Source organism: Dorea sp., from assembly GCF_977044405.1.
Genome location: NZ_CDRRQK010000043.1, coordinates 1 through 13216 on the forward strand (window position 1 = coordinate 1; position 13216 = coordinate 13216).

Here is a 13216-nt window from a genome sequence, read left to right on the forward strand (position 1 = left end):
TAGGTCAGAGGTGGAAGTACAGTAATGTATGGAGCTGACTGATACTAATCGGTCGAGGGCATGACCAAGCAAGGTGATAGGTAGGATGAAAGAAAATATTTCTTGTATGCAGTTTTGAAGGTACATAGCTAAAACAAAAGATGGCCCAGTGGCTCAGTTGGTTAGAGCGCCGCCCTGTCACGGCGGAGGTCGAGAGTTCGAGTCTCTTCTGGGTCGTTTGTATGGGATCATAGCTCAGCTGGGAGAGCATCTGCCTTACAAGCAGAGGGTCATAGGTTCGAGCCCTATTGGTCCCATCAAATTAAAAAAAGAATATGGATGGATTCCCGAGTGGCCAAAGGGGACAGACTGTAAATCTGCTGCAAATTGCTTCGGTGGTTCGAATCCACCTCCATCCATTTGCCGAAAGGCACTCGCCGATGTGGCTCAATTGGCAGAGCAGCTGATTTGTAATCAGCAGGTTATCGGTTCGAGTCCGATCATCGGCTTTAAGTCAAAAGACTTAATTTAATATCGCGGGGTGGAGCAGTCTGGAAGCTCGTCGGGCTCATAACCCGAAGGTCGTAGGTTCAAATCCTGCCCCCGCAACTCGCACAGGAAAATGTGCATTTGCCCAGATAGCTCAGTCGGTAGAGCAGAGGACTGAAAATCCTCGTGTCACTGGTTCGATTCCGGTTCTGGGCATTTTCCTTGCAAAGGAAATAATTAAATAAGGGCGTGTAGCTCAGGTGGTAGAGCACTTGACTTTTAATCAAGTTGTCCGGGGTTCGAATCCCCGCACGCTCATGAGGAATGAGAGTGAAGTAGTATATAGTTATTACTTCTTTTTCTTTTATTTAAAATATGATTGACATGTAAAATAAAAATGGGTATATTATAAATTAATAAGAGGGAGTAACTGGCACTCATATGTTTGATGGTTGAATGGATATGTCAGAACATAATATAAGTAATACAAGATATGAGTGTTTACGATGACGTCAATACGATGGTTATATATTACTATCCGTATCGTAATGAAATGGTGAGACTTTTATTGCATAGTTTTTATGCAATAAGAGTCTCTTTTTTTATATCTGTGAGCACAAGAGAAGCTACGCTAAATGAAAGATTAAGAAGTATAAAAAGGAAAGAAAGCCGCGCTGAAAGAAGAAGTATGAAAAGGAAAGCTGTGTTGAAAGAAGAAGTATGAAAAGAAAGAAAAGCTGTGTTATATGAAAAAAGAAGTGTAAAAAATAAGTATAAGAAAGGGGTAGAAAAGATGTTAACAAGTGAGCAGGCAAAAAGAAATCAGGAGAAATATGGATGGAATGAATTAGTAGAAGAAAAAAAGAAAAGTGCTATACAGATATTTCTGGAACAGTTTAAAGATTTTCTTGTCATTATTCTTATTATATCGGCGATTATTTCCGGAATATTGGGAGATGCGGAGAGTGCAATTGTTATATTTATTGTAATTACAATGAATGCAATTCTTGGAACGGTGCAGACTGTAAAAGCGGAGCAGTCATTGGATAGTTTAAAACAATTATCTGCACCGGAAGCAAAAGTAAGGCGTGATGGCAATATCGTACAGATCGCTTCAAGAGAGGTTACAATTGGAGATGAAGTGATTGTGGAAGCTGGAGATTGCATTCCGGCGGATGGCAGATTGATTGAATGTGCAAGTCTGAAGGTTAATGAAAGTGCATTAACCGGTGAAAGTATATCGGTAGAAAAGAATCTGGAGGAGATTAGTCAGGAAGCAGCATTAGGTGATCAGCGTAACCGTGTATTTTCCGGAAGTTTTGTGACATATGGAAGAGGAAGTTATGAAGTTACGGCAATCGGCATGGATACAGAGGTTGGAAAGATAGCCAGACTTATGAAGGCTACGGTAGAAAAACGAACACCGCTGCAGATGAACCTGGATGATTTCGGGAAAAAGCTTTCGATTGCAATATTAGTATTTTCAGCAGTGATTTTTGGAGTAAATGTTTTTCAGGGGCAGTCTGTGGGATCGGCATTTATGTTTGCGGTAGCACTGGCGGTGGCTGCAATACCGGAGGCGTTGAGTTCTATTGTAACGATTGTGTTGTCGTTCGGGACACAAAAGATGGCAAAAGAACATGCGATTGTAAGAAAATTGCAGGCAGTTGAAGGCCTTGGAAGTGTGTCTGTAATATGTTCGGATAAGACGGGAACATTGACGCAAAATAAGATGACTGTGGAAGACTATTATGTGGATGAAAGAAGGATTCCGACGGGAGAGATCAATTTAAAAAATGAAAATGAGAAGCTATTGTTAAGATTTAGCATACTTTGCAATGATTCATCTAATACAGACGGACAGGAGATAGGAGATCCTACGGAAACAGCTCTGATCAATCTTGGAAGTAATCTTGGGATGGAAGCAATGGAAGTCAGAAACAGATATCCAAGAGTATCTGAGGTTCCATTTGACAGTGACAGAAAATTGATGTCAACATCTCATGAGATGGAAGACGGGCATATTATGGTTATCAAAGGTGCTGTAGATGTCTTAATGAACCGTATGGCAAAGATCAGAATCGGGGAAGAGGTCAGGCGTTTTACAGCGTTGGACCGAAAGAATATTACAGAACAAAATGTAAGGTTTTCTAAGGAAGGGCTCCGGGTATTGGCATTTGCATACAAACCAATTGAATCGGGAGTGGAGCTTTCGGAAGAAGATGAAAGAGATCTGACTTTTCTTGGCTTGATCGCAATGATGGATCCACCGAGAGAGGAATCAAAAGTTGCGGTAGAAGAATGTATGCATGCGGGGATCCGTCCGATTATGATTACAGGAGATCATAAGATTACAGCAGCTGCGATTGCAAAAAGAATTGGTATTTTAAAGGATGAATCCGAGGCCTGTGAAGGCGCTGTAATTGAAAATATGTCAGATGAAGAGCTGAAAGATTTTGTGGAAGGAATATCAGTCTATGCAAGAGTATCCCCGGAGCATAAGATCAGGATTGTGAGGGCATGGCAGGAAAAAGGAAATATCGTTGCAATGACAGGTGACGGTGTAAATGATGCGCCGGCATTAAAGCAGGCAGATATTGGTGTTGCTATGGGAGTTACTGGCAGTGAGGTCGCAAAGGATGCTGCAGCAATGGTGCTGACAGATGATAATTTTGCAACGATTGTAAAAGCGGTTGAGAATGGAAGAAATCTGTATCAGCATATTAAGAATGCAATACAATTTTTATTATCGGGAAACTTTGGAGCAATTCTGACTGTATTATGTGCATCGGTTATGGGGCTTCCGGTTCCATTTGCTCCGGTACATTTACTGTTCATTAATCTGCTTACCGACAGCCTTCCGGCAATTGCATTAGGTATGGAACCGCATTCGAAAGGAGTAATGGAACAAAAACCAAGACCAATGAATGAATCCATTTTGACAAAGCAATATCTGTTGAGTGTTGGAACGGAAGGATTGTGCATTGGAATTATGACGATGGCAGCATTTTTGACAGGTTACAGAGATCATAATGCGGTTCTGGCAAGTACGATGGCATTTGGAACGTTGTGTATGAGCAGACTGGTTCATGGATTTAACTGCAAAGACAGTAAGCCTGTAATATTTACAAAAAGATTCTGGAATAACAAATATCTTATAGGAGCATTTGTTCTGGGAATGCTGCTGATAACGATGGTTCTTTTAATTCCTGGAGTACATGGATTATTTAAAGTGCAGACGTTGAATATGCAGCAATATTTTATCGTATGTGGCTTAGCATTTTTTAATCTGCCAGTGATACAAGTATTAAAAGGAGTAAAAGAATGGAATTAAAAAAAGAAACATTGAAACAGATCAGAGGTCTGATATTATTTACAGCAGTTGTTATTGTCTGTTTATGGAAATTTGATACGGTAATTGCAGTATTACGGTTTGTGTTAAATGTGGTGTATCCTTTTTTGCTTGGAGGAGCGATTGCATTTGTATTAAATGTGCCGATGAATTTTGTAGAATGTCATATATGCAAAACCAAGACAAAGTATGCAAGAGGGATCAGCCTTATGGTCGTTCTTCTGGGCGTTGCCGGAATACTTGCACTGGTGCTGTTTGGACTGATACCGCAGCTGGCTGATACATTTGCAAATCTGGGAAGGAGTATGCAGGCATTTATTCCGCAGGTTCAGGAATGGGCGGATCATTGGTTCCATAATAATAAAGAGATTATGAGCTTTGTAAATAATCTGGAGTTTGATTGGAACAAGATTATGGATGCTGGGATGCAGTTTTTAAGAAATGGTGCGGGGAGCGTGCTGGAATCGACGATTAATACTGCGAAAAATATTATCGGGGCGCTGGCAACATTTTTTATTGCTTTTGTGTTTGCTATGTATATTTTGTTGCAGAAAGAAAAATTAGGAAGACAGGCTAAGAAAGTTCTGTATGCATTTGTCCGGAAGGGAAGAGCGGAGGCGACACTGGAAGTGCTGGCACTGACTTATAAGACATTTTCCAATTTTCTGACAGGGCAATGTGTGGAGGCAATTATTCTGGGGGCTATGTTTGTGATAGCTATGACGATTTTCCGGCTTCCGTATGCTTTACTGACTGGAATTGTGATTGCATTTACGGCATTGATTCCTATCTTTGGGGCATTTATAGGATGTGTGGTTGGAGTGTTTTTGATATTTATGGTGAGTCCATTTAAAGCGTTGGTATTTATTATTTTATTTCTGGTTCTGCAGCAGATTGAGGGAAATCTGATATATCCACATGTCGTTGGCAATTCTGTGGGACTGCCATCGATCTGGGTACTGGCGGCTGTCAGTGTAGGTGGAAGTCTTATGGGAATCGTTGGGATGTTGATCTTTATTCCGCTTATGTCGGTGGTGTATGCGCTGTTCCGGGAAGTTGTCTACATTAAGCTGAAGCAGAAGAATATTTATCCACAGAATATTGAGTAGAAGTGGATAAGTTTTTGGAAAATATTTATTTAGAAATGTGTTTATTTACAGAGAGTTATCTTTGGTGTAGAAATATTTTTATTTCAGCCGGTCTTTGCATTTGCAGTAGAAGATGGCGGCTACGGTGCTTATCAGTGTAGATAGAATTCCGGGGCCGATAATGGAAGCTGGATTTACACTTCCGTATTGGCTGCGGTAAGCGATGATGTTGATAGGGATAAGCTGCAGGGAAGAGATATTAATAATCAGAAATGTACACATTTCATTGCTTGCGACACCTGCCGGTCTTGATGGACCTGGCAGGTGTCCTTTTCTGCGTTCATCTTCGAGGGTTGACAGTTCTTCCATTGCTTTTAAGCCAGCTGGTGTGGCGGCCCAGCCAAGGCCAAGAATATTGGCAATCATATTAGTGGTAATGGATTCTTCGGCGGGATGACCGGATGGAAGATGAGGAAAAAGAAAATGAATAAGGGGGCGCATCTTCCTGGAAGCGGTCTGAATGATGCCGGCTTTTGTAGCAATCTCCATAAGGCCGGTCCAGAAAGCCATGACACCAGTCATGGTGATGCAAAGTGTGATAGCTTCTTTGGATGAGTCAAGGGCAGCAGTGGTGATATCGGCCATGTGACCTGTAATGGCAGCATAGATGACACCGGTAAGAATCATAAAGGACCAGAGATAATTCAGCATGGATGGCACACTCCGAAATGTGGATATGTGATAATTCATATGAGGGGAATGTGGAAAATATGAAAAAATCAAAAGGAAATTGTTGATAATTATTTTAAGGGTCCGGTAAGTTTTATTCTTTCTTTGTAAAGATTGTAAATAATAAATGCAGATAATGATCTGGTTGAATGGAAATATCTTTATGAAGATGATAAATAATGAAAGCAGATAATAATCTGCTTGAATGGAAAAAAGTCTGGCTGCATAAGATAGAATGATGGTATGGAAAAGAGAAAAATGAAATGCAGATAGTTTTGTATCTTACGGATTTTATTGTTCCGCTTGTTATCTTTGGGATTATTGGATATGGGTTACTTATGAAAATACCGGTATATGATACATTTATCAAAGGCGCCAAAAGTGGATTCCTGATGGTCGTAAAGATTATGCCGACGTTGGTAGGGCTGATGGCAGCGGTTGGGATATTGCGTGCTTCCGGATTGCTGGATGTGGTTTCAAAAGGAATGGGATGTATTACTGAGAAGGTGGGATTTCCGGGAGAACTGGTGCCGCTTACGGTTGTAAAGATGTTCTCGTCTTCTGCGGCTACCGGGTTGCTGCTGGATTTGTTTAAAGAATATGGGACGGATTCGTATATTGGACTGATTGCGTCGATAAGTATGTCTTGTACAGAGACAATTTTTTATACAATGAGTGTGTATTATATGACAGCCAGAGTTACGAAGACGCGGTACACGTTAAGTGGTGCGCTTCTTGCAACTCTGGCTGGTGTGATTGCCAGTATGGTTCTGGCGGGGTATATGATCTAGAGTGGTTATTAGTGCATTGATAAAAATGGCTGGTATCGGTATATTTATGTGAAATGACATACCCTGGAAGAAAAACTTAGTCCCACGGTTTTTTTGATGAACCATCAGAAGTGTTTTTATTATTGCCGGAATCTGCCGGACGCTTTAAGATGCGAAGGGCTACCAGGATTCCGATGGTATATAAGATGGTTACCAGGATTACCGGGTTGTCTTTGAGAAAATATACGATGAGTACAACTGATAAAAGTGTAATTGTAATCTGGAATGCGATCCAGATTCTCTTTTCTCTTACGTCTTTTGCCTGCTGAAGGATTTCCAGACGTTTTTGTTCCAGACGGAGATATTCCATCAGGTCATCATCGCTGATGCGGGACAGAATCATCTCATCACGATTGAGTTCCATCTTGCGTTTGGAACGGAAGTTAGAGAAGAAGTTCCGGAATGGATGCTCATTTTTTGTGGTATTGGAAGAGGTCTGGTCGTAGTAGTCATCGTCATCCAGGTCTTCTGTAGTGGTATTAGTGTTAGTGGCAGCAGAGTTCGGAGCGGATTCGAACTCCTGGCTCTTGGAAGACTTAGATTCTTTATCTTCAGTAGTAGAATTCGCGAAAGGTTTTGGGTCTTTATCTTCAGCAGTAGAATTCGCGAAAGGTTCTGGGTTTTTATCTTCAGCAGTAGAATTCGCGGAAGGTTCTGGGTCTTTATTTTCAATAGTAGAGTTTTCTGACTCAGATGTCTCGGGAGAACGCTCCGTGTCAGATGAAGCAGTTTTTGAAATAGCCTCTGTTGTGGATAAAGCTTCTGTCGAAGTGGTTTCATCTGCGGATGTGTCTGGAGTCTCATCTGTTGTATTAGATGCGGCAACCGGATAGATCAGCAGGTTATCCGGTTGTTGTGTTTCTGTATTTGATTCTGTAGTTGTTTCTAAATTTGATTCTGCATTTAATTCAGCATTTGTTTCGAGCTTTGCTTTTACATTTGGTTCTATATTTTCTATAATTTCGGCCATAAGAATACCTCTGTTTTTTTCTTTTATCATAGCAGTTTCAGGGGGAAAACACAAATAATAATTGGTAGAAAAAAGTCTGTAAAAATGATAGAATTGTATGGAATCATCTGGAGGAGAAACATATGCAATTAATCAATGAAATCCCGGATACGTTCTGGAGTTTGTTCCGTTCGGTTAACCGGGATATTTATATAGAAGCACTTTTGTGCATCAATGAAGAATATGAATATAGCAATTATTTTCTGACGAAGGAAGTGTGTATTCAGATCTTAAGTGATATGAATGCAAAGAAGCGTTTTGAACTGAAAAGGGAAGAATCGGATACGGAGTTTGATATGCTGGAGACGCCGGCGTCAAGGATTCTGAACTGGCTTTTGCGGGCCGGATGGTTGAAGCGGATTGAGGATTATAATACGCTGGTGACGAATATTGTGATTCCGGATTATGCGGCTATTTTTATAGAATCATTTGAGCGTCTGTATTCGGATGACGCATCGGAGACAGATATTTATATACAGAATGTGTATGCGACGCTGTATGCATTCCGCAATGATCCAAGAGCAAGCATCAGTATGCTTCGGACGGCACTTGTGAATACGAGACGGCTGAATAAGGCATTACAGGACATGCTCCATAATATGAACAAATTTTTTGCCAAGCTTTTGAAGCAGGATTCTTATAGTGGAATTCTACGGGAACATCTGGACAGTTATGTTGAAGAGGTGGTATGGAGAAAATATCATATTCTGAAGACTTCCGATAACTTTTACATTTACAAAATGGATATTAAGAAATGTCTGAAAGACATCCGGGATGATGAGGCATTTATCGAGCGGGTGCAGGCAAGATCGAGGGTGCTGGGGGATAACCAGGATGATGTGACGGAGCTTCTGGATATGATTGAGCGCGGGTTTGATGATATTGAGCATCGGATTGCCAATATGGATAAGGAGCATACGAAGTATGTAAGGGCGACTGTTACAAGAATGAACTATCTGTTGAGCGGCGAGACGGATACGAAGGGGCTTGTGGTACAGCTTCTGAACCGTATGTCGGAGAAGCCGGAGCAGATGGATGAGATGATTACAGAGACCGGAAAACGGATGAATCTTTCGCTGCTTTCGATGCTGTCGGATAAGTCGTTGTATAAGCGGAGAAAGTCGAGAAAGGACTTTATCAGTCAGCTGCAGCCGGATGAGATGATCAGTGATTTGGATAAAGAAGATATTTTAAAATTGAACAAGATCCAGACGAGATTTACGAAGAGACAGATTGAAGAATTTATCGAAAATCATATGGAAGATGATGTGATGGATGCATCGAAGATGAGACTTACATCGGAGGATGATTTTGAGAAGCTGATTCTGGCGTATGATTATAGTACGAGAAAGAATAGTAAATATAAGGTATTGGATGAGGATGCTAAGATGCTTGAGAAAGATGGATACCGTTATCCGGCACTTAGATTTGTGAAGAGAAGAGTGTAAGATTGTGTTCTTAGCATAAGATTAATTTGTAATAAAAAGAAATAGAGTTTTAAGGGAGTTCGATAATGATAGATTATTATGAACAGCTAACACAGGAAGAACAGGAAGAGATTACAGAGGTCATTCAGACACTGTACCGTCAGACATTTCTTCTTGAGAGAAAATATGATAAGCGGGCAGGCAGGATGCAGTATACGAAAGAATACAGAACCTGTAATAAGCACCTGGAATTCATGAAGGAATATTTTGCTGTGGCGGGAATTACGCTTCAGGAAAATGTACATATGGGCGTAATCTATATTCAGGGTGAACAGCTCTGGGGAGAGAAACTCCCGCGTCTGGCAACCATTTACCTGCTGGTGCTGAAGCTGATATACGATGAGCAGATGCAGACGGCGTCTTCTACCAACCATGTAGTGACGACACTTGGTGCAGTCAACGGCAAGGCCGGGGAATTTCATGTTCTGAAAAGTCTTCCGTCGATTACGGAGATGAGAAGAACGATCGCGATGTTAAAGAGATACCAGATCATCGAGCCGCTTGATGTACTGGAAGAATTAAATGAAGGAACCCGCCTGGTCATCTATCCATGTATTCATACGGTATTGATGGGGGATGACATCCGGGAATTATTAGATACATTCAGTGAGGAGGATCAAAGTGGAGACGAAACAGCCATTCAAAGCACTATCGAAGATATGCCTGAATAACTGGCATTACATAGACAGAAAAATACTGACACTCAATGACGGGATCAACTTCTTTACTGGTCATTCGGGAAGTGGTAAATCCACAGTGCTGGATGCGATCCAGATCGTATTGTATGCGAATACAGATGGACGTGGATTCTTCAACAAGGCGGCAGCAGACGACTCGGACCGTACACTGATCGAGTATCTGAGAGGTATGGTCAATATCAGTGAAAATAACGAATCACAGTATCTTAGAAACCGGAATTTCTCAAGTACGATTGTGTTGGAGATGACGCAGACGAATACGAAGGACAAGCAGTGTGTAGGTGTTGTATTTGATGTAGATACTTCAAATAACGACATCAGCCGTCTGTTCTTCTGGCATATGGGCGGTCTTCTGGAAAATGAATACCGTTCGGAGGGACGCTGTCTTACAACTGCTGAGATGCGGGAATATCTTCAGAGAAATTTTACAGCAGAACAGTTCTACTGCGGACCGAGTAATGAAAGATTCAGACGTCAGCTTTTTGACATCTATCTTGGCGGTCTGGATATGGAAAAATTCCCGAAGTTATTCAAACGTGCGATTTCATTCCGGATGAATATTAAACTTGAGGAATTCGTAAAAGAATATATCTGTATGGAGCAGGATATCCATATCGAAGATCTGCAGGAAAGCATCATGCAGTATGGCCGGATGCGCAGCAAGATCGAGGAGACGATGGAAGAGATCCGCAGACTTCAGGCAATCGGTGAAAAATATGAGCTGTATGCGAAAAAATCAGAAGAAGAAAAGATCTGTTCTTATCAGATCAGTCGTCTGGAAATCCTGATGCAGGAGGCGAAGAGCCAGGAGGCAAGAGATAAGATTGATGCAAAGATGAAAGCAATCGAAGAGCTGAAGCGGCAGCAGGAGACTCTGGAAGAAGAAGAAAAGGGACTACAAAAAGAATATGAGCAGATCATCTTACATATCGCAGACAGCGGATATGCAAGGCTGGAAGAAGATCTGGAGACGTTAAATGAAACGATTAAGAGATTAAACAGCGGAAAAGCGAGATGGATGCAGACAGCGGAACATCTGAAAGCATGGACGGAAAAGGATATTACGCCGAATCAGGTCATATGGGATATCGAAAAGTTCGCAGACGGAAGCATTTCAGAAGAGGAACTTATACGTCTGCAGGAAGGGTTAAAAGATCTGCAGGAAGAGTTAGAAGACCAGAGACAGGAAGCAGATGCAGATCTTCGGAGAATTAAGAAAGAAGAAAAGGAAGCACGGGCGGAATTAAAGGAATTAAAGCAGGGAAAGAAAGCGTACCCAAAAGAACTTGAGGAAGCAAGATATGAACTGCGTAACCGTCTGCAGGAGAGATGTGGGAAATTTGTAAATGTGCATATTCTTGCGGATCTTCTGGATGTAAAAGATGAACGCTGGCATAATGCGGTGGAAGGGTATCTTGGAAATAATAAGCTTCAGCTGATTGTGGAGCCGAAGTATGCAAAAGAGGCTATGGATATCTATCAGGAGATGGATACGAAGCGGTTCTTCCGCGCGGCGGTTCTGGACACGGAAAAGCTTACGAAGGAGAAGCATCAGGTGCAGCCTGGAGCACTGGCAGAGATTGTAAAGGCGAAAGAAACTTATGTGCAGGAGTATATGAATTTCTTCCTTGGAAATGTAAAAAAATGCGAGTCACTGGATGAACTGCGTGAGTGCAGGATCGGCGTGACACCGGATTGTATGCTGTATCAGGGATATAAGCTGCAGCACATGAATCCGGAAAATTATACGAGACGGGCATACATCGGTGAGACCAGTATGCGTCAGCGTATCCGCAAGCTGGAAGAAAAATGTGAGAAGTTAAATGCAGAAAGAATGCCGGTACAGGAGCTCTTAGAAGAGATCCGGCAGGCAATGAAGATGGAGATGCTGAATCAGCCGGCGGAAGATTATCTGGGATGGCTTGCAGACAGCCGTGAGATCACTGCAAAAGAGGAAAAGAAGAGCCGTCTTATGGAACAGATCCGCAAGTTAAAGGAAGAATCTGTTGCCGCCTGGGAAGAAAAGAAAAATGAAGTCCAAAAAGCCCAGGAGATAAAGAAGACGCAGGTTACGGAAGTCCAGGAAAATATCTGGGAAAATAAAAAAGAGATCGAACGCCTGAATGCGGATGTACTGCAGTCAGAAGAACAGATCAAAGAGATCAGGGCGAAAGTAGAAGACCAGACATATGAGAAAGAATTCCAGGAATATATGTCCGGAAGGAAGACCGGTAATTATGATTATCTGAGACGCCAGATGGTGGCGAAAGTGTATACACTCAGAGAAGAAGAAGAACAGGCTTATCAGAAACTGGTAGAAGAAAGAAGCGGATACATCAGACAGTATCCGAACCGGACATTTTCAACAACGATCCGTGATAATGCGCCGTATGAGAAGCTTCTGAATACGCTGTTCTGCGATCATCTGGATACTTACAGAGAGTCAGCCAAAGCACAGGCGAAGGCGGCTGTGGAGCATTTTAAAGATGACTTTATCTTCAAGATCAGAAGTGCGATCTTGGAGGCTTATCAGAGGAGAGATGAGCTGAACCGGATCATCAGCAAGCTTGACTTTGGTAAGGATAAGTATCAGTTTGTGATTACGAAGAATAAAGGTGCAGATGGAAAATATTATAAGATGTTCATGGATGATTCGCTTCAGATCCGTCCGTCAGACTTAGATGATACGATGGACAACCAGCTTGATATGTTCACGATGGAGCATGAGAACCAGTATGGGGAGATGATGAATGAGCTCATCAATATCTTCCTGCCGCCGGAGAATGCAACAAAAGAAGAAATGGACGAAGCAAAACGCAACATGGATAAATATGCGGATTACAGAACCTATCTGTCATTTGATATGCAACAGATTGTACATGGCGAAAAAGACATGACCATTGGACTTAGCAAGATGATCAAGAAGAATTCCGGTGGAGAGGGACAGAACCCTCTGTATGTTGCACTTCTGGCAAGTTTTGCGCAGCTTTATAAGATTAATCTGTCGCCGAAGATGCAGCGGACACCGACACTTCGTCTGGTCGTGCTTGATGAGGCATTTTCGAAGATGGATGCGGAGAAGGTTGCAAGCTGTATCTCACTGATCCGCGGGCTTGGATTTCAGGCGATTATCAGTGCGACGAATGATAAGATCCAGAACTATCTGGAGAATGTAGATAAGACATTTGTATATGCGAACCCGAATAAGAGGCATATTTCGATTCAGGAGTTTGAGAAGGCTGAGTTTGGGGAATTGGCTGAGGAAGAATAAGAGCCAGTGGGGACGGGAAAAAGTGGATTTTTTCCCGTCCCTGCTGGCTTTATGAAGTGGTATTTTCTGCATAGCTGTTACGTGCCTGACGAGGTGTCAGTCCGTAGATTCCTTTGAAGAGCTGATTAGAAAACATAAATTATATCGTACCAGGAATCTTAATGCTGGGTGTAACTTTATTTATTCTGGCATCTTCCGGCTTCTGTATTTTTTTGGGGTGATTCCCTGGTATTCTTTGAACTTACGAATGAAATAGCTGATGTTGTCAAAGCCACAGTTAATGG

General features: G+C 41.9%; 9 protein-coding genes and 7 tRNA genes. 13 read left to right on the top strand and 3 right to left on the bottom strand.

All coding sequences use genetic code 11. The features are described 5' to 3' along the window. Positions 1-142 precede the first annotated feature (142 nt). From ACWJAF_RS13285 to ACWJAF_RS13325, 9 genes are all read left to right on the top strand, one after another. Positions 143-216 (top strand) — tRNA-Asp (locus ACWJAF_RS13285). 7 nt (positions 217-223) lie between these two features. Then, a tRNA-Val gene (locus tag ACWJAF_RS13290) sits at positions 224-296 on the top strand. A gap of 20 nt (positions 297-316) precedes the next feature. Continuing rightward, positions 317-398, top strand: a tRNA-Tyr gene (locus tag ACWJAF_RS13295). A 17-nt stretch (positions 399-415) separates the two neighbouring features. Beyond that, positions 416-488 (top strand) — tRNA-Thr (locus tag ACWJAF_RS13300). 26 nt (positions 489-514) lie between these two features. After that, positions 515-588: transfer RNA gene (locus tag ACWJAF_RS13305), tRNA-Met, on the top strand. A gap of 23 nt (positions 589-611) precedes the next feature. Then, positions 612-684 (top strand) — tRNA-Phe (locus ACWJAF_RS13310). 29 nt (positions 685-713) lie between these two features. Beyond that, positions 714-786: transfer RNA gene (locus ACWJAF_RS13315), tRNA-Lys, on the top strand. 475 nt (positions 787-1261) lie between these two features. Continuing rightward, positions 1262-3802 carry a cation-translocating P-type ATPase gene (locus ACWJAF_RS13320; protein WP_448864585.1) on the top strand — a complete coding sequence of 847 codons (2541 nt, stop codon included), beginning with the start codon at positions 1262-1264 and terminating at the stop codon, positions 3800-3802. Continuing rightward, positions 3793-4929: an AI-2E family transporter gene (locus ACWJAF_RS13325; protein WP_296033214.1), complete on the top strand. Its 1137-nt coding sequence runs from the start codon at positions 3793-3795 to the stop codon at positions 4927-4929. Before ACWJAF_RS13320 ends, ACWJAF_RS13325 begins: the two co-directional genes overlap by 10 nt. Positions 4930-5007: 78 nt before the next feature. On the opposite strand, the gene ACWJAF_RS13330 is transcribed toward ACWJAF_RS13325, so the two are convergent. Then, complete coding sequence (locus ACWJAF_RS13330; RefSeq protein WP_448864587.1) at positions 5008-5619, bottom strand: nucleoside recognition protein; 612 nt, start codon at positions 5617-5619, stop codon at positions 5008-5010. A 281-nt stretch (positions 5620-5900) separates the two neighbouring features. Between ACWJAF_RS13330 and ACWJAF_RS13335 the strand changes: the two genes are divergently transcribed. Continuing rightward, a complete protein-coding gene (locus ACWJAF_RS13335; protein WP_448864589.1) occupies positions 5901-6428 on the top strand; it encodes a spore maturation protein in 528 nt (175 codons plus the stop codon). Positions 6429-6504: 76 nt separating this feature from the next. Here the strand turns inward: ACWJAF_RS13335 and ACWJAF_RS13340 are convergent, their stop codons facing one another. Next, positions 6505-7437: a hypothetical protein gene (locus ACWJAF_RS13340; RefSeq protein ID WP_448864591.1), complete on the bottom strand. Its 933-nt coding sequence runs from the start codon at positions 7435-7437 to the stop codon at positions 6505-6507. A 122-nt stretch (positions 7438-7559) separates the two neighbouring features. Here ACWJAF_RS13340 and ACWJAF_RS13345 point away from each other — a divergent pair, with 122 nt between their 5' ends. The 3 genes from ACWJAF_RS13345 (at position 7560) to ACWJAF_RS13355 (ending at position 12932) form a co-directional block, all read left to right on the top strand. Beyond that, a complete protein-coding gene (locus ACWJAF_RS13345; RefSeq protein ID WP_448864593.1) occupies positions 7560-8924 on the top strand; it encodes a Wadjet anti-phage system protein JetA family protein in 1365 nt (454 codons plus the stop codon). A 65-nt stretch (positions 8925-8989) separates the two neighbouring features. Further along, a complete protein-coding gene (locus ACWJAF_RS13350) occupies positions 8990-9634 on the top strand; it encodes a DUF4194 domain-containing protein (protein WP_296033209.1) in 645 nt (214 codons plus the stop codon). Next, complete coding sequence (locus tag ACWJAF_RS13355) at positions 9585-12932, top strand: ATP-binding protein (protein ID WP_448864595.1); 3348 nt, start codon at positions 9585-9587, stop codon at positions 12930-12932. Before ACWJAF_RS13350 ends, ACWJAF_RS13355 begins: the two co-directional genes overlap by 50 nt. A 180-nt stretch (positions 12933-13112) precedes the next feature. On the opposite strand, the gene ACWJAF_RS13360 is transcribed toward ACWJAF_RS13355, so the two are convergent. Next, entirely contained in the window at positions 13113-13214 is a 102-nt protein-coding gene (locus ACWJAF_RS13360) for an AraC family transcriptional regulator (RefSeq protein WP_448864597.1), read from the bottom strand. Between the last annotated feature and the right edge of the window lie 2 nt (positions 13215-13216).